At 36.6% G+C, this 16,342-nt stretch carries 18 protein-coding genes; 13 read left to right on the top strand and 5 right to left on the bottom strand.

The window, feature by feature from the left end; all coding sequences use genetic code 11:
- Positions 1–249 precede the first annotated feature (249 nt).
- The 3 genes from MHH45_RS10240 to MHH45_RS10230 form a co-directional block, all read right to left on the bottom strand.
- On the bottom strand, positions 250–1,143 hold the full coding sequence (locus MHH45_RS10240; RefSeq protein ID WP_016113791.1) for a ClpXP adapter SpxH family protein: 894 nt from the start codon (positions 1,141–1,143) through the stop codon (positions 250–252).
- Positions 1,143–1,541 (bottom strand): globin domain-containing protein, encoded by a 399-nt coding sequence (locus MHH45_RS10235; RefSeq protein WP_016113792.1) that lies wholly within the window; start codon positions 1,539–1,541, stop codon positions 1,143–1,145. The genes MHH45_RS10240 and MHH45_RS10235 overlap by 1 nt, the downstream gene beginning before the upstream one ends.
- 323 nt (positions 1,542–1,864) lie before the next feature.
- On the bottom strand, positions 1,865–2,443 hold the full coding sequence (locus MHH45_RS10230; protein WP_016113793.1) for a CYTH domain-containing protein: 579 nt from the start codon (positions 2,441–2,443) through the stop codon (positions 1,865–1,867).
- Positions 2,444–2,587: 144 nt separating this feature from the next.
- On the opposite strand from MHH45_RS10230, the gene MHH45_RS10225 reads away from it, so the two are divergent.
- Genes MHH45_RS10225 through MHH45_RS10210 form a run of 4 tightly spaced genes read left to right on the top strand, consistent with a single transcriptional unit; the run spans position 2,588 to position 5,347 of the window.
- Positions 2,588–2,959 carry a UPF0738 family protein gene (locus MHH45_RS10225; protein ID WP_016113794.1) on the top strand — a complete coding sequence of 124 codons (372 nt, stop codon included), beginning with the start codon at positions 2,588–2,590 and terminating at the stop codon, positions 2,957–2,959.
- 30 nt (positions 2,960–2,989) lie between these two features.
- Positions 2,990–3,628 (top strand): GTP pyrophosphokinase, encoded by a 639-nt coding sequence (locus MHH45_RS10220; RefSeq protein WP_016113795.1) that lies wholly within the window; start codon positions 2,990–2,992, stop codon positions 3,626–3,628.
- An 18-nt stretch (positions 3,629–3,646) separates the two neighbouring features.
- Complete coding sequence (locus MHH45_RS10215) at positions 3,647–4,444, top strand: NAD kinase (protein ID WP_016113796.1); 798 nt, start codon at positions 3,647–3,649, stop codon at positions 4,442–4,444.
- 15 nt (positions 4,445–4,459) lie between these two features.
- Positions 4,460–5,347 (top strand): RluA family pseudouridine synthase, encoded by an 888-nt coding sequence (locus tag MHH45_RS10210; protein WP_016113797.1) that lies wholly within the window; start codon positions 4,460–4,462, stop codon positions 5,345–5,347.
- A 34-nt stretch (positions 5,348–5,381) separates the two neighbouring features.
- Here MHH45_RS10210 and prpE read toward each other — a convergent pair whose 3' ends face one another.
- Both prpE and MHH45_RS10200 read right to left on the bottom strand, forming a co-directional pair.
- A complete protein-coding gene (gene prpE, locus MHH45_RS10205; RefSeq protein ID WP_088094173.1) occupies positions 5,382–6,122 on the bottom strand; it encodes a bis(5'-nucleosyl)-tetraphosphatase PrpE in 741 nt (246 codons plus the stop codon).
- A 75-nt stretch (positions 6,123–6,197) separates the two neighbouring features.
- Complete coding sequence (locus MHH45_RS10200) at positions 6,198–7,358, bottom strand: FtsW/RodA/SpoVE family cell cycle protein (protein ID WP_016113799.1); 1,161 nt, start codon at positions 7,356–7,358, stop codon at positions 6,198–6,200.
- Positions 7,359–8,221: 863 nt separating this feature from the next.
- Between MHH45_RS10200 and fabI the strand changes: the two genes are divergently transcribed.
- The 9 genes from fabI to MHH45_RS10155 all read left to right on the top strand — a co-directional run bounded on the left by fabI (position 8,222) and on the right by MHH45_RS10155 (position 16,168).
- A complete protein-coding gene (gene fabI / locus MHH45_RS10195) occupies positions 8,222–8,998 on the top strand; it encodes an enoyl-ACP reductase FabI (RefSeq protein ID WP_001050746.1) in 777 nt (258 codons plus the stop codon).
- Positions 8,999–9,309: 311 nt separating this feature from the next.
- Positions 9,310–10,053, top strand: coding sequence for a sugar phosphate nucleotidyltransferase (locus MHH45_RS10190; RefSeq protein ID WP_088094174.1), 744 nt, complete (start codon positions 9,310–9,312; stop codon positions 10,051–10,053).
- A gap of 17 nt (positions 10,054–10,070) precedes the next feature.
- A complete protein-coding gene (rfbC, locus tag MHH45_RS10185) occupies positions 10,071–10,637 on the top strand; it encodes a dTDP-4-dehydrorhamnose 3,5-epimerase (RefSeq protein WP_088094175.1) in 567 nt (188 codons plus the stop codon).
- Entirely contained in the window at positions 10,634–11,611 is a 978-nt protein-coding gene (rfbB, locus tag MHH45_RS10180; protein WP_088094176.1) for a dTDP-glucose 4,6-dehydratase, read from the top strand. The genes rfbC and rfbB overlap by 4 nt, the downstream gene beginning before the upstream one ends.
- 15 nt (positions 11,612–11,626) lie before the next feature.
- The gene (gene rfbD / locus MHH45_RS10175; protein WP_088094177.1) at positions 11,627–12,487 is read left to right on the top strand and encodes a dTDP-4-dehydrorhamnose reductase; all 861 of its coding nucleotides are present in this window, start codon (positions 11,627–11,629) and stop codon (positions 12,485–12,487) included.
- Between the two features lie 359 nt (positions 12,488–12,846).
- Positions 12,847–13,515 carry a glycosyltransferase family protein gene (locus tag MHH45_RS10170; protein ID WP_088094178.1) on the top strand — a complete coding sequence of 223 codons (669 nt, stop codon included), beginning with the start codon at positions 12,847–12,849 and terminating at the stop codon, positions 13,513–13,515.
- 45 nt (positions 13,516–13,560) lie between these two features.
- A complete protein-coding gene (locus tag MHH45_RS10165) occupies positions 13,561–14,184 on the top strand; it encodes a CmcI family methyltransferase (protein WP_088094179.1) in 624 nt (207 codons plus the stop codon).
- Between the two features lie 245 nt (positions 14,185–14,429).
- Entirely contained in the window at positions 14,430–15,200 is a 771-nt protein-coding gene (locus tag MHH45_RS10160) for a TylF/MycF family methyltransferase (protein ID WP_416076103.1), read from the top strand.
- A gap of 299 nt (positions 15,201–15,499) precedes the next feature.
- On the top strand, positions 15,500–16,168 hold the full coding sequence (locus MHH45_RS10155) for a glycosyltransferase family protein (RefSeq protein ID WP_088094181.1): 669 nt from the start codon (positions 15,500–15,502) through the stop codon (positions 16,166–16,168).
- Positions 16,169–16,342 lie beyond the last annotated feature (174 nt).

The following is a 16,342-nucleotide window of genomic DNA, read 5'->3' as shown; positions in this document are numbered from 1 at the left end:
AAGATATGTGTTTTTTTCATAAAATCCCTCCTAAAAAGCTTCTTTTTAAAGCTTATTCAGTAATGAAAACGTTTAGAATGTGACAAAAGTGTGAAATTCGACAAAAAGGGTTGTCATCTGACGTCGAATCTTGTAATATAATAAGCGTGAACGAATTCACATACAAACATATACCCCTTTGTTTGAACGTGAAAATTTCTCCCATCCCCTTTAATATTTTTATAAGCCGTAAAGAAAAAGACCTGGTGTTTACACCAGGTCTTTTTCTTTTGTAATCCATTTCCAATAACGTTCGCATTTCACTTCAATCATTCGTACTTTTCTTTTCAATGACAATTTTTTTAGTTCTCGTTCTATTTCTTGCTCTGAGCAGTTATAAATAAATGCAATTTCTTTTGATGACATAAATTGGACCATTTCTAGTAATCCCTCTAGTGGTGGCAACGGAGCAGGCTCGATATCACATTTTACAATTTCTTTTAAGAGTTGTACGTATACATCATATGAATAAATTCCTGTAATTTTAATGCCTTCCTCATCTGAATTTGCATGAAAGAATACGAGAGAAGGGATTTCGGTGATGTGCATTTCATTTGTGAATTTTAAATCGCATTGGAATGCTTTTTTTGCACTAATCGAATGCAAATCTTTTTTAAATTCCTCTACATCAATACCGCTTTGCTGTGCGCATGCAAGTAGTGATTCCAAATCTGGTTTTGATACATTTTCAAGAAAAATGTATTCTTGAAGTTTCCGTAAAAATTTCGAACCTGCTTTTCGACCTTGCAACTCGGCTGCTTTAATTGCCATAGAAACTAAATACGGTGTAGATGAGGCGTCCTGCATATGTACTTTTCCATCGCATGAAAAGCCGTGCAAACTTGTTGTCTTTTCCCACACAAATCGAATATTAGCAGGTTTATTCCATTTGTGTGGGGAGGCGATTGCCCCTTCCACTTTTCCGGTTAATATGTGCCGAATCGAAAAATATTTTCCGTATTCGAGCCATAATTTAATGATGACTGGTTCGATTTCCCAGCAATCTTTGCAAAGTGGATCAATAAACAAATAGGCTTCCACAGATTTATGTTCGCACTTGGAAAGAGAAGGAATGCGCATATGCTTTGCTTCCTGTTTATCCATTACGCTTCACCTGTTTCGTTTGGAGTGTTGACCATATGCTGAGCAGTTAATGCTAAACGTTCAAAAACAAATTCTCGAATCTGCCCTTGTACTCCTGTATCTTCCATTGCTTTCTCCATACATGCTAACCAGGCTTTCGCGCGCTTTGGTGTAATCTCAAAAGGGAGATGGCGTGCTCTTAGCATAGGGTGACCATGTTCCTCTGTATACAAATTCGGTCCACCTAAATACTGCGTTAGAAATTGCTTCTGCTTCCTGGCTGTTTCTGTCAAATCGTCTGGGAAGATGGGAGATAAGTCAGGGTGTTTACTGACATAGGAATAAAACGTATCGACTAATGCTGCAATGCCTTGTTCACCGCCAATTGCTTCAAATGGTGTCATCGGTTGCTTGTTCATCCTGTATAAACTCCTTTTTCCATCAAATGTATATCTATTGTAGCAATGGATTGTCACGAAGAGCAACTAAACAGCTCTCGTGTAATCCTTTGCCCATTTTTTCCTTAAGATAAAGCTAAATATACGTGCAACATTGGTAAAGGTGAACCATTAGTAGGAAAAGCACCTACTGATGGAAGTTTCATTTTACCCCGCTACTCACAATCAGTAACCTTCCTTTTCAAAGAAGAAAAAACAAAGAGGGAAGGACTGACCGTAAGAGCCCGATTGGTGAGGGCTCTTACGGTCAGTGAGAAAAAACTTCTACTAATGGAAGTTTCACTTTAGCGTGCTTTGTTTTGTTTGGCAAGAAAAAAGCGTTGCACTTTATTTTTTGTATGGCGAACAGGTATATGGTGTTTGTTCAATAAATTGAGGAAATCAGCTTTGCCCGCTGCTTCATCTTGTACTTCATATTCAAGTTCATAATCATCGTGATTGTAATAGAAACTATGATCAAATACAAGTGTGCCGCCCTTAAATGTAGTTTCTGCTCGTTCTGTTGTTAAGCTTCCCATATAAGCTAAAGTAGAAACAGGGATTTGCAGGGCATGTAGTTGATCTGCTACAGGGCCTGGAATGAGCCCGTTTGTTTCCATCATTAGTTGTGCTTCTCGTGCTGTTAAAGGTTGATGAGTTTCCAGTAACCCAATTTCAGCTGGTTGTTTTAAAGTTAATGTATAAGCTCCGTCTTTATGACGAATACGAAGAGCAGAGCCTGCTGCTTTTAAAGAAAAATGAGGTGTTTCAAAATAATGATTCACTTGTTTTGTAAATGATTCGATAGAAAACACATCGCATAATGCTTGAAATTCTTCTTCTGTGACCATATTTTTAAATTCAATTTCAATTTCTTGTGTCATTGTATAAGCTCCTTCTTAAGAGTAATTCTTTAGACATTATCGCTTTTTCGCAAATTTGGTTCAATGTTTTATTTGTTTGCGTCCATGTTATGATACAATAATAGTGTGAAGTAAGACAGGAAGTTGATATGGAGGAGTTAGAGCATGCAAAATAAAATCCAAGTTAAGAGCGTAGAAGAAAGAGAGAATGCTCTTATTTTTTGTGCGGAAAATATTGAAATACAAGTGGAGGAGTTAAAGGCGCGTAATCACGTACTTGTAGACTCAGATCATTTATCATTTTTATATATTTTAGAAAACGAATCAGCTTTCATTTATGTAAGCATTCCGCATACATACTGGGAAGCAATGAACGGTGCAATGAAGAGTGATAAAGCAATGTTCGTTCGCGTAAACAATATTGAAATTGAGTTAGAGCAATTGAAAGAAGAAGTAGAATATTTAATTGAAAATATTGAAGGTAATGCAAATTACGGAGAAGAACTGGTAACGGCTGTAGAAAAAGTATTTCTATAAGCAAATGGATTGACTTTGGTGGTGGTTGAAATGAATCGTAATTGGGAAGAATTTTTAGCGCCGTACCACCAAGCGGTGGCAGAGCTAAAAGTGAAATTAAAAGGAATGCGTTCTCAGTTTACAATGTTAACAGAACACTCTCCGATCGAGTTTGTAACAGGTCGGGTAAAGTCGGTTGCAAGTATTATTGATAAGGCGGAAAAGAGAAATGTACCGCTTGACCGACTCGGAGAAGAAATGCAGGACATCGCTGGTCTTCGGATGATGTGTCAATTTGTTGATGAGATTAAGCCTGTTGTCGAATATCTTCGAAAACGAAATGACTTTGAAATTGTGGAAGAACGAGATTATGTGACGCAAAAGAAAGAAAGTGGTTATCGTTCGTATCACGTTGTAATTAGTTATCCTGTTCAAACGATTTGTGGAGAGAAAAAAGTATTAGTTGAAATTCAAATTCGAACATTAGCAATGAATTTTTGGGCAACAATTGAGCATTCTTTAAATTACAAATATAGTGGGCGTTTTCCAGAAGATATTAAAGTGCGCCTTCAGCGTGCGGCAGAAGCAGCATTTTTATTAGATGAAGAAATGTCTTCGATTCGTCTTGAAATTCAAGAAGCACAAAAGGTTTTTTCGCGCAAACAAGAAGCGAAAGAATCCGAATCATAAACTAAAGGGTGTTGGGCGATGAAATTTGCAATTATGTCAAAGGGAGATCAATCATCAAACGCACTTGCAAGTACAATGACAGATTACTTGCAAGATTTTGGGTTTACAATGGATGAGGCGGAACCCGATATTGTAATTTCTGTTGGGGGGGATGGGACGCTCTTATACGCGTTTCATCGTTACTATAATCGATTAGATGAGACAGCTTTTGTTGGTGTACATACGGGACATTTAGGGTTCTATGCAGATTGGTTGCCAACAGAAGTAGAAAAACTTGTGATTGCAATTGCGAAAACACCGTTTCAAGTGGTGGAATATCCGCTTTTAGAAGTCATTATTCGCTATGTGAATGGAAGTAAGGAATCGCAGTATTTAGCAATGAATGAAGCGACAGTAAAAAGCGCAGAAGGAACATTAGTAACAGAGGTGGAAATTCGCGGAGAATATTTTGAAACGTTCCGCGGGGACGGTCTTTGTATTTCTACTCCTTCTGGAAGTACAGCCTATAATAAAGCGCTAGGCGGAGCAATCATTCATCCTTCGATTGAAGCGATACAAATTGCGGAAATGGCTTCGATTAATAACCGTGTGTTCCGTACAGTCGGTTCACCGCTTGTTTTACCGAAGCACCATACATGTGTTTTAAAGCCATCGGCAGGAATGAATTTACAAATTACGGTCGATCATTTAACGATGGTTCATCAAGACGTAAAGTCAATTCAATACCGCGTTGCAAACGAGAAGGTGAGATTCGTTCGTTTTCGCCCATTCCCATTTTGGAAACGTGTTCGCGATTCGTTCGTTGCGGGTGAATAGAGAGGATTTATGTATTTGAGAAGATTTACATTAAAATGGTGTATGACAGAAGCAGAGAAGGGAATGCTCATTCGGGAATTTCTAAAAACGAAAGGGATTTCTAAAGCTGCTTTGACAGATATAAAGTTTCAAGGTGGGGCAATTGAAGTTGACGGTAAGCATGCGACGGTTCGGCACGTATTACAGGCCGAGGAAGAATTGCAAGTGTTTTTTCCGGTTGAGGAGAGAAGTGAAGGAATGCTGGCTGAAAATATTCCGCTGACTGTCCTGTATGAGGATGAATCCGTACTGGTAATCAATAAAGAACCATACATGTCAACCATTCCGTCAAGGGAACATCCGGCAGGAAGTGTTGCGAATGCGCTTCTTTATCATTATGACAGGCAGAATCTTGCAAGTACGGTGCATATTGTAACGAGACTGGACCGTGATACGTCAGGACTTATGCTGATTGCGAAAAACCGTTTCATTCATCATCTTTTATCAAAACAGCATCAGCAAAAACAAGTGAAACGAACATATGAAGCCATTGTTCATGGAGAATTGCTAGAAGAGTCGGGAACGATTGATGCGCCAATTGGAAGAAAAGGCGATAGCATTATTGAACGAATGGTATGTGAAGACGGTCAAAAAGCAGTTACGCATTTTCAGGTGATAGAGAGATTTCCTGATAAAACAAGAGTCTCACTGCAGTTAGAAACAGGAAGAACACATCAAATTCGTGTACATATGGCATATTTAGGCCATCCGCTATTAGGGGATGACTTGTATGGGGGGAGTAAGTCGCAGATGAAACGACAAGCGCTCCATAGTACGAGTTTAACCTTCTATCATCCTATTTTAGAAAAACAGATGACCTTTCATGCGGATGTGCCAGAAGATATGGAAGAATTATTAAAATAAGCTGCCTTCGCATGAGGGCAGCTTTATTTTTTAGTTATGTAATTGGACGAAATTTCTCAGGCACAAACGGCATCGAAGAAGGTACAGAAACGGTCTCCATTTCAGGGTACCGAAGGGCTGTTAGCTTCCCGCCAAATACAGCTCCTGTATCAATATTTACCGTATGATTGACAAAACGGGGTTCTGCCACAGGGGTATGTCCGTATACAATCCAAGCTTCTCCTTCATAATATTTCGCCCAATCACGGCGGACAGGTGAACCATCAGGTTGTTTTTCTCCAGTAATGTCCCCATATAATACGAAAGTTTGGACTTTCTTATCACTTCTTCCGATATAATCTTGGCGAATACCAGCGTGACAGACGATGAGTTTTTTGTTATCAAGCACATGATAGAGAGGTGACTGTTCGTAAAGATCGATAAATTTTTTCTGTACTATTTTTTGTTCGCGAGTTTGAAGGGCTTCATATTCAGCGACGGTTGTTTCTAATCCGTGTGCGATTGTTACGTTACGTCCGATGAAAAATCGGTACAACTTATTACAATGATTTCCCGGAGCGTAATAAGCTTCTTTTTTATTTATTACAAGCTCCCATACAATTTCAATCATGCGAAGGGATGCTGGACCACGGTCAGTAATATCTCCGACAAAAGCAAGTTGTCTCTTCTCTGGATGGACAGGAAGACCGCTATCCCAGTTATAACCGAGCTGCGCTGTTAATGTTTGAAACTCTTCTAAACAGCCGTGGATATCTCCGATAATATCGTACTTCATTTCACAACCTCCATCTTATTTTTACTTAGTATACCTAAATTGGATATAGAAAAAACCATACCCGCTGGATATGGTCTAATCAAACATAAACGTTTTTGTTCGCGATCGTACGTTCAGTACAAAGCCAATCGCAATCATATATGTCAGTAAGGAACTACCGCCATAACTCATAAGAGGAAGGGTAATCCCTGTAATCGGAAGTAATCCAATTGTCATCCCAATATTTTGGAATACTTGGAATGTAAACATTCCAATCGTTCCTGCACATAAATAGCTACCGAATGGATCATTACTTTCTAAAGCGATATGAATCATACGATAAATTAATAGGAAGAACAGTGAAATAACAACGCTTGCTCCTAAAAATCCAAATTGCTCAGCGATGTTTGTGAAAATAAAATCGGTATGCGGTTCTGGGAAATATACTTGCCCATTCTCCCATCCTTTACCGTGTAATTCACCTGATCCGGTTGCTAAAACAGCTTGCCTTAACTGATATCCTTGCGTTTCATATTCATAAGGTGCTAACCAGCCGTAGAAACGATCTAATTGATATTCTTTTAAAATATGTTCTTTAAAGAATGCTGTATGCGCAAAGTAAGTGTACGTTAACGCAGAACCAGCCGCTATAACAAGTGTAGCTAAACCGAAAATAAAGCGCCAGCGTATACCTGAAACTAAAATCATCGCTGCGAGCATCGCTGAAATAACCATCGTATTTCCTAAGTCTGGTTCTTTCGCAATTAAAAGTAGTGGTGGTAAACTTGCACCAAATATTTTACCAAGTAAAATTAAATCTTCACGCGGCGTCCGAAACGGATATTTTTCATTATGATTGACGATAATGCGACCAACGACAATGATTAAAAATAACTTCATAATCTCAGAAGGTTGGAAGTTACCAAGACCCGGCAAGCTATACCAAGCAGTAGCCCCTTTAATAGTTACTGCTCCAGGGATTTTTAATTCAAGCCCAATAAGTAAAATCATCGCAAATCCATACAAGTACCAAGCGATTTGTTTATATCGATCAAAATCAATCACCATAATCGCAAAAATTGCGATGGCCCCAATGACATACCATTGAATTTGTTTCGCAACAAAGTTTACCTGTTGTAAAGCCGGTGGTAAAGATGGTTGTGCACTTGCGATAGCAAAACAACTCACAGCCCCGATTACGAGTACAATCAGGATTAATATGTAATCTATTCGATATTGAGAATTCTTATCTTTCAACGTACGTAGTCCTTTCTATTGCTCTTTGCGTAATAAAAAAAAGACGCTATTACCATATTAGCGGATTTTGGACTGTTTGCAAATATGTTGTTTGGATTTTGAGTGTGAGATGTTAGATTATATAAATATAAATTGAAGAACTGAGATAAAACCTTTCTTTTTTAGATGGGAGGGAGTGTCCGACCATGCATAGAAGCGGTCAGTGCCTATTTTAGCCCCGTGCCAAGTTTAAAACAAAGGGAGGAAGTGAGAGTAGGTCAGCTTGAGTTTTCATAGTAGTAATTTATATGTGAAACCCGAAAAGTATGATTGGTGATGGAAGTGTGACTTTGTATAAATACAAATAAAAAACCACTCTTTTTGGATGGAAGAGAGGATCCGTCCGTGTGTAGAAGCGGTTAGGGCCTATTTTAGCCCCATGCCAAGTTTAAAACAAAGGGAGGAAGTGAGAGTAGATCTCTTTGGGTTTTCATAGCAGTAATTTAGATACGAAAGCCGAAAAGTGTGATTTTACATAAATACAAAATAAAAAACCACTCTTTTGGGATGGGAGAGAGGATCCGTCCATGGGTAGAAGCGGTCAGGGCCTATTTTAGCCCCATGCCATGTTAAAACAAAGAGAGAAAGTGAGAGCGGTTCCCTTTTATTCTTCATAGCCGTGATTTATCCAGCAAGTACTTTTAAATAGAGGAAATAAAGATTGAACTTTCGTAGTAGCAGGAAAGTGAAAGAGCAAAAGAGAAGTAAAGAACCAGTTATACTAATAATTTTGTTTTGCCTTATTTTGAATTTGTGATATGATATAAATATATTACCAGGTACTAATAACTGATATTACTTAATGAATTTAGGGGGATAAATAAATGAATCTTCTCAACTTAAAAGGAAAAAACATTATTGTCATGGGTGTTGCGAACCAACGAAGCATCGCTTGGGGAATTGCTCGTTCATTACATGAGGCAGGAGCAAACTTAATTTTCACATATGCAGGTGAACGTCTAGAAAAAAACGTACGCGATCTAGCAGAATCATTAGAAGGACAACAATCACTTGTTTTACCATGTGACGTAACAAACGATGAAGATATCGCGCGTTGCTTCCAGTCTATTAAAGAAGAAGTTGGAGTTGTTCACGGATTAGCACATTGCATCGCATTCGCAAACCGTGATGACTTAAAAGGTGAATTCGTTGATACATCTCGCGACGGATTCTTACTAGCGCAAAACATTAGCTCATTCTCATTAACAGCTGTAGCAAGAGCGGCGAAGCCATTAATGACAGAAGGCGGCAGCATCGTAACATTAACATACCTTGGCGGCGAGCGCGTTGTATCTAACTACAACGTAATGGGTGTTGCAAAAGCATCACTAGACGCAAGCGTAAGATACTTAGCAAACGACCTAGGACAACACAACATCCGCGTAAACTCTGTATCAGCAGGTCCAATCCGTACACTATCAGCAAAAGGTGTTGGCGACTTCAACAGCATCCTAAAACAAATCGAAGAACGCGCACCACTTCGTCGTAACGTAACGCAAGAAGAAGTTGGTAACACAGCGTTATTCTTATTCAGTGATCTAGCAAGCGGAGTTACTGGTGAGAACATTCATGTGGATTCTGGGTATCATATTTTAGGGTAATACATTTCATATATTTAAATTAAAGAGGAAGCAGCCGGCTGGAAACAGCTGGCTGTTTTTTTGTGCGTGGCATGCTAAGTTGAAGCTTAACGAGGAACAATTTATGTTGCATGGAGGACAACAAATAGAATCAGTTGTCTACTTTATAAATATGTAATTTGTACAGGATTCAGCTAGTACAGTATCACTATAGGCGGTATATATATCATACTTAAAAAGTAAAATGGATAAAGAGGTATGTGCATACTGCTATTCGTAGGGAATTATCTACTATAAATTAAAGTTTCTTTTTACAAGAAGGAGGGGATTAGATGAAGGGAGTTATTCTCGCTGGCGGTACAGGATCACGTCTATATCCCATTACGAAAGTAACAAACAAACATTTACTTCCTGTGGGAAGATACCCAATGATTTATCATGCAGTGTATAGGCTAAAAGAATGCGATATTACAGATATTATTATTGTAACGGGAAAAGAACATATGGGAGATGTCGTGAATTTTTTAGGGAGTGGAGAGGAATTTGGCGTCTCATTTACCTATCGGGTGCAGGAAAAGGCGGGAGGAATTGCGCAGGCTTTAGGGTTATGTGAACCTTTGGTGAGAACCAGTGGTATAGTTGTAATTTTAGGAGATAATGTATTTTCCGATACGTTAAAACCTTATGTAGAAAAGTATAAACAGCAAGGAGAAGGAGCCAAACTTCTTTTACAAGAAGTTGCTGATCCTAAAAGGTTTGGTGTTCCTGAATTAAAGGATGGACGTATCATTAGAATTGAAGAAAAACCTCACAATCCTAAAAGCTCTTACGCAGTGACTGGAATATATATGTATGATTCTGATGTGTTTCATATTGTTAACAAGTTGAATCCTTCTGCGCGTGGTGAATTGGAAATAACCGATTTAAATAACGAGTATCTCCGGAGAGGAACATTGACTTACGATATATTGCAAGGCTGGTGGAGTGATGCAGGGACTCATGAATCTCTTTATCGTGCCAATACGCTTGCAAAAGAAATCCGATTCGGGAAGGAATTTGATGCAAAAACTGAATAATGGAGGTGATGGCGAAAATGAACGTAATTGAAACTGTATTTGATAATGTAAACATTGTAGAGCCAGACGTATATAAGGATTATAGAGGATTCTTTAAAGAAAGTTATAACAAAAAAGTCTTTGGACAATTACAAGTGCCATATCAATTCGTTCAGGACAATATATCAAAATCGGTGGAAGCAGGGACAATAAGAGGCTTGCATTTTCAAATAAATCCTAAAGCTCAAACGAAGCTCGTACAAGTGATACAAGGAGTTATATTTGATGTTATCGTAGACTTACGAAAGGGGTCTCCCACATATAAGAAATGGCAAGGTTTTATTTTGAGTGAATATAATCACCGACAGTTGCTTGTCCCAAAAGGGTACGCACATGGATTTTGTACATTAGTCCCTAACACAATTGTCATGTATAAGGTCGATGAACATTACGATTTTCAACATGATAGCGGAATACGCTGGGATGACGAAGAAATACAAATTGATTGGCCAGTTAAATATCCGATTTTATCCGACAAGGACCAGTCATTACCGTCTTTGCAAGATGGCAATCATAATTTTTATTTTAGGGAGAAACGCACATGAATATTTTAGTAACAGGTGGAGCTGGTTTTATAGGCAGTAATTTTATAAGATTTTTAGTAAAGAAATACCCGTACTATAACATTATTAATTATGATGTATTAACTTATTGCGGAAACTTATTGAATTTAGAAGAGATAGAAGACAGAAAGAATTATATGTTTATCAAAGGGGATATTCAAAATAAAGAATTGCTTCATTATGTAATAAATCAATACAAAATTAACAGTATTGTTAACTTTGCCGCAGAATCACATGTTGATCGTAGTATTGAAAACCCACAAATTTTTTATTCTACAAATATATTAGGAACAACAACGTTATTAGAAGCTGCGAAGAAAAATCAGATTGAAAAATTTGTTCAGATTTCTACTGATGAAGTGTATGGTTCATTGGGAGAAACGGGATTCTTCGTAGAGGATACGCCTTTGAATCCTAACAGTCCTTACTCCTCTAGTAAAGCGAGTGCTGATTTGATCGCATTGGCTTACTGTAAAACATACAATTTACATGTAAATATTACACGCTGTTCAAATAACTATGGTCCTTATCAATATCCGGAAAAATTGATTCCTCTTATGATTACAAATGCCTTGGAGAATAAAACTTTACCTGTATACGGAACAGGTAGAAATATTCGAGAGTGGCTTCATGTATATGATCATTGTACCGCTATTGATTTAGTATTGCATAAAGGAAGAAAAGGAGAAATATATAATATTGGAGGAAACAATGAGAAGCGCAATATTGAAATTGTAGAGCTCATTATTGAACAGTTAGATACCTCTAAAGAGAAAATTTCCTTTGTAAAAGATAGGTTAGGACACGATTGGCGATACGCTATTGATGCTGAAAAGATAAAAAAAGAGCTTGGATGGAAGCCAGTATATACGTTTGAAATCGGTCTTCAAGAAACCATTCATTGGTATATCCATAATGAAAATTGGTGGAGTCCTTTAAAATACGGTACACCTTAGCAGAGGGAGAGAGTTATGAAGAAAGTAATAGCGATTACCGGAGCGAATGGACAATTAGGTAGACAGTTTGCGGAGGATTTACATGATTTAGGTTATCGAGTTTGTGCTTTAAGCCGGGAAGAGATGGATATAACGGATTTTTCAAGGGTTGATTTGGTTTTAAGAAAAATAAACCCTAATATTATTATTCATTGTGCTGCTTATACAAAGGTAGATGTAGCTGAAAAGGAAAGAGAGCAAGCGTTTCTTGTAAATGCTCTTGGAACAAGAAATGTTGCTGTTGTAGCGGATAAGATTTCGACTAAACTTGTTTATATTAGTACGGATTATGTGTTCGATGGAAAAAAAGAAACTGGCTATGATGAGTTTGATACTCCTAACCCGATAAATGTGTATGGAGCTTCTAAATATGCAGGAGAAAATTTTGTTAAGAGCTTTCATTCACGTTATTTTATTGTGCGTACCTCTTGGCTGTATGGAAAGTATGGAAATAACTTTGTTGAAACGATGTTGAAGCTTGCAAAAAGTCAGCTTGGAATTAAAGTAGTAAATGATCAAACAGGATCTCCAACCCATATAAAGGATTTAGTGCAATGTGTGCAAGAATTAATGGAAACCGAACTATATGGAACGTATCATGTATCTAATACTGGAGCTTGTACGTGGTATGAGTTTGCTAAAGAGATATTTTCTTTATGTGATATTAATGTCAATACAACACCTATTTCTACGAAGGCGTTTGGTGCAGGGGCACCGCGTCCTGTTTATTCGGTGATGGAGCATTGTGCGCTGAGGTTGAATGGATTTGGATTAATGAAATCTTGGAAGGATGGGTTGGGGGAATATTTGAAAGAAAGGGGAACGAGTAGACTGTGAAGTTGTTATTTGCGTAGCTCCGAAAGCATGCTGCACTAAAAATAATGCTAACTTCTAACGGTAGTTTTAGGAGCGAAGGACAATAGTTCTTCTCAATATAAAAGGAAAGATATGATCGCGATTAGCTATTTAACGAAACATCACATGGGGAGAACGGAGGAACGGATCTTTAGTATTATCTTGTTGGTAAAGATAAATATCCGTGAAAATTCCATTATCATAGATATAATTCATATATTATAAAGGAATTTATCATTTTGATAACCAAAAAAAGCTGGTCGCATAATTTAAAGAAGGGCGCTTAAAGATGTGAAAAAATCAGAATGGCAAATAATTTTGAATTTATAGGAGAAAGTTAGATGAATAATAAAAAAATAAGCTTCATATCTTGTGTCAATGATTTTGAAGAGTACAATACAGCATTACGTCATATTCATAATTTGAAGGTTCCTCATGGCTATGAAATTGAAACGATAGCGATTGAAAAAGCTGCTAGTATTACATCTGGATATAATGAGGCTATGAAAAAAAGTGATGCGAAGTATAAAGTTTATCTTCATCAGGATGCTTATATCCTAAATGAAAATTTTATATCCGATGTGATTACGTTATTTGAGAAATACCCTAAATTAGGAATGCTGGGAATAACAGGTGCGAAATCATTACCAAATGGATGCATGTTTCATAGTCCGCGCATATATGGGGGGATGTACCATACGCTTAAAGGGAAAGGTAATATAGAATTAACGCTAGCTCGTAATGTAGTAAGAGATTATGAGGATGTATTAGCTATTGACGGTGTAATCATGATTACTCAGTATGATCTTTTGTGGAGAGAAGACTTATTTCAAGGGTGGCATTTCTATGATGTTTCCCAAAGTTTAGAATTTGGGATAGCGGGATATGGGGTTGGAGTTGTGAAACAAGAAAATCCTTGGTGCCTTCATGATACGGGTATTATAAACTGGGATGGTTATGAAGAAAATAGAAAGATTTTCGTTCAGAATTATAGGCCATATATTAATTGAAAACAGATAGATGTTACGCTAAATCCTTTAAAAGGGGTGTTTTATATGAGTGATTTTATTCAAGCGTTTCATAAACATTACTATGATAGCTTAGTATGGGCTGAAAACACCGAATGGCTGGGTACTCCAATTTACAAATGTCCTTTGGATTTATTTTTATATCAAGAAATAATTTATCAAATTAAGCCTGATCTTATTATTGAATGTGGGACACATAGTGGAGGAAGTGCGTTATTTTTTTCATCAATGTTGGATTTAATTCAAAAGGGGCAAGTTCTTTCTATTGATATAGCACCTCAACCCAATCTTCCTACTCACCCCCGATTGACTTATTTACAGGCATCTTCAACCTCCCTTGAAGCTATGGAAAAAGTGCAAAGCATGATTAATCCTAGAGATGTAGTAATGGTAATTTTAGACTCTGATCACAGCAAAAATCATGTATTAAATGAATTAAGACTATATAGTAAGGTAGTTACTATAGGAAGCTATTTAGTTGTAGAAGATACAAACATAAATGGTCATCCTGTATTACCAAATTGGGGGCCAGGGCCAATGGAGGCACTAACAGAATTTTTGAAGGAAAATAATGAGTTTATCATAGATGAGAGTAAACATAAATTTTTTGTAACTTTCCATCCTAAAGGTTTTTTATACAAGGTACATTAAAAAATATGTAACTTAAATTACTATATTTTTTAGTGAATGAGAAGATTTAGTTAGTTTATATTCATTGTTATATTTTTAATTTTAGAAATATTAAAGTAATTATTGATTTTTTTTTGAATATATTGGAGGGATATAAAAGGAATTAATTAAGAGGGGGGTTACACGACGGTAGTGTTGTAATAATGGGGGAAATTGTAGAAATAAGTATAGTTCTATATAGAATATCTTATAAGGGAGAGGATAGAGTGTATATAGAACGAGGAAGAGAAATGTATCTTGAGTTACTGAAGAAGACAATTTTGTTTGAAATTTGGCAAGAATATGAACAAGATCTTGTTTCGGATCTACAGAAATATCCTGTCAAGAATAGGGCAGTAGATCCTGAAAAACATAGAATGGGAGAAATTTGGCCGAAATTTGCTCACAGTATGATTGGCCATGTACGTATGGATAATTTACAGATGTGTATGGAGACGGTTTTAAAAGATAATATAGAGGGGGATTTTATTGAAACAGGTGTATGGCGAGGAGGCTCATGTATCTTTATGCGTGGCTTCCTAAAGGTACACGAAATTGAAAACCGCAAAGTATGGCTAGCAGATTCGTTTCAGGGGCTGCCAGCTTCAAATGAAGAAAAGTATCCAAGTGATAGATTACTGAATTGGCTACACACAATTGATTATTTATGTGTATCCTTAGAAGAAGTACAGAATAATTTTAGAAAATATGACTTGTTGGATGAAAATGTTCGATTTTTAAAGGGGTGGTTTAAGGATACATTACCTACCGCACCGATTGAAAAGTTAGCGATCTTGCGCCTTGATGGGGATCTTTATGAATCTACAATGGATAGTCTAACCAATCTATACAATAAGGTCTCAGATGGAGGCTTTATCATTGTAGATGATTATTTCTTACCTCCGTGTAAAGCAGCTGTTACAGATTTCCATAGAAAATGTGGTATTCAGGCCTCACTTGTTCCGATTGATAATCACTCAGTATATTGGCGGAAATAAAAAGATTGGTTCATTAAGGTAAGAAGAGCTGATTTAATGTCAGCTTTTCTTACCTTTAAAATGTTTACCCTCATATTTAAGAATTATCATTTCTCATAAATGTCTATCGTTCCTCATCTCGATGAAATAATGTTTTAGCTATATTAAAGGAATATCGTTATTTTAAATAAAATTATAAAGAAGTTTTCCAGTTTAATCAACCAAGAGGAACTTGCTGCATAATTTAAAGAAAGGAGCTTAAAATGTGAAAAATCAGCATAGAAAATAACTTTAATTCTGAATTTATAGGAGAAAGTTAGATGAATAATAAAAAATTAAGCTTTATATCTTGTGTTAATAATTTTGAAGAGTATAATACAGCGTTACGTTATATTAATAACTTGAGGGTTCCTTATGGGTATGAAATTGAAACGATAGCTATTGAAAAAGCTAACAGTCTTACATCTGGATATAATGAAGCAATGAACAAAAGTGATGCGAAATACAAGGTCTATCTTCATCAGGATACTTATATTTTGAATGTAAACTTTATATACGAAATAATCAGATTATTTGAGGTGTATCCTAAATTAGGGATGCTTGGAGTCATAGGTTCAAAGACATTACCAAAAGGGATATGGTGGCAAAGTTTAAATTTATATGGTACTGTGTATCATACACTTGCAGGTAAAGGTAACATAGACTTGATGTCATATAGTAGTGTAAGGAACGATTATGAAAAGATATTGGCAATTGATGGATTAATCATGATGACCCAGTATGATTTGGAATGGAGAGAAGATATATTTCAAGGATGGCACTTTTATGATATTTCTCAATGTTTAGAGTTTATAAAAGCTGGATATGAGGTGGGTGTTCCTAAACAAAGAGGACCTTGGTGTTTACATGATACGGGTATTACAAATGATTCCGGGTACGAAAAAGATAGAAAAATATTTATTGAAAAGTATAAAGATTTTATACTATAGTGAGGCTGAATTCTTTTATGCTATTTATTAAAATATCAAGAGTAAATATAATTAAATTTATCAGGTATTGGAGCATGTTGCAAATTATACGAGGATAGTTCATCATCGTTTTTTTGAAATTTTTATGTGTATTTTTATATCGAGATACATTTTGCGGCAAGCTCTATACATTTC

This window comes from Bacillus sp. FSL K6-0042 (assembly GCF_038006685.1).
Taxonomy (GTDB): Bacteria; Bacillota; Bacilli; order Bacillales; family Bacillaceae_G; genus Bacillus_A; species Bacillus_A pseudomycoides.
Note: the sequence above shows the minus strand (reverse complement) of the source record. Positions and strands in the feature narration are given on the sequence as shown.

Coding starts and splice junctions, on each gene's coding strand:
- MHH45_RS10190 (WP_088094174.1), top strand. CDS start 9,310: ATGAAGGGAGTTATTCTCGCTGGCGGTACAGGATCACGTCTATATCCC.
- MHH45_RS10215 (WP_016113796.1), top strand. CDS start 3,647: ATGAAATTTGCAATTATGTCAAAGGGAGATCAATCATCAAACGCACTT.
- MHH45_RS10240 (WP_016113791.1), bottom strand. CDS start 1,143: ATGGATAAACAGGAAGCAAAGCATATGCGCATTCCTTCTCTTTCCAAG.
- fabI (WP_001050746.1), top strand. CDS start 8,222: ATGAATCTTCTCAACTTAAAAGGAAAAAACATTATTGTCATGGGTGTT.
- rfbD (WP_088094177.1), top strand. CDS start 11,627: ATGAAGAAAGTAATAGCGATTACCGGAGCGAATGGACAATTAGGTAGA.
- MHH45_RS10230 (WP_016113793.1), bottom strand. CDS start 2,443: ATGACACAAGAAATTGAAATTGAATTTAAAAATATGGTCACAGAAGAA.
- MHH45_RS10220 (WP_016113795.1), top strand. CDS start 2,990: ATGAATCGTAATTGGGAAGAATTTTTAGCGCCGTACCACCAAGCGGTG.
- MHH45_RS10170 (WP_088094178.1), top strand. CDS start 12,847: ATGAATAATAAAAAAATAAGCTTCATATCTTGTGTCAATGATTTTGAA.
- rfbB (WP_088094176.1), top strand. CDS start 10,634: ATGAATATTTTAGTAACAGGTGGAGCTGGTTTTATAGGCAGTAATTTT.
- prpE (WP_088094173.1), bottom strand. CDS start 6,122: ATGAAGTACGATATTATCGGAGATATCCACGGCTGTTTAGAAGAGTTT.
- MHH45_RS10155 (WP_088094181.1), top strand. CDS start 15,500: ATGAATAATAAAAAATTAAGCTTTATATCTTGTGTTAATAATTTTGAA.
- MHH45_RS10165 (WP_088094179.1), top strand. CDS start 13,561: ATGAGTGATTTTATTCAAGCGTTTCATAAACATTACTATGATAGCTTA.
- MHH45_RS10235 (WP_016113792.1), bottom strand. CDS start 1,541: ATGAACAAGCAACCGATGACACCATTTGAAGCAATTGGCGGTGAACAA.
- MHH45_RS10225 (WP_016113794.1), top strand. CDS start 2,588: ATGCAAAATAAAATCCAAGTTAAGAGCGTAGAAGAAAGAGAGAATGCT.
- rfbC (WP_088094175.1), top strand. CDS start 10,071: ATGAACGTAATTGAAACTGTATTTGATAATGTAAACATTGTAGAGCCA.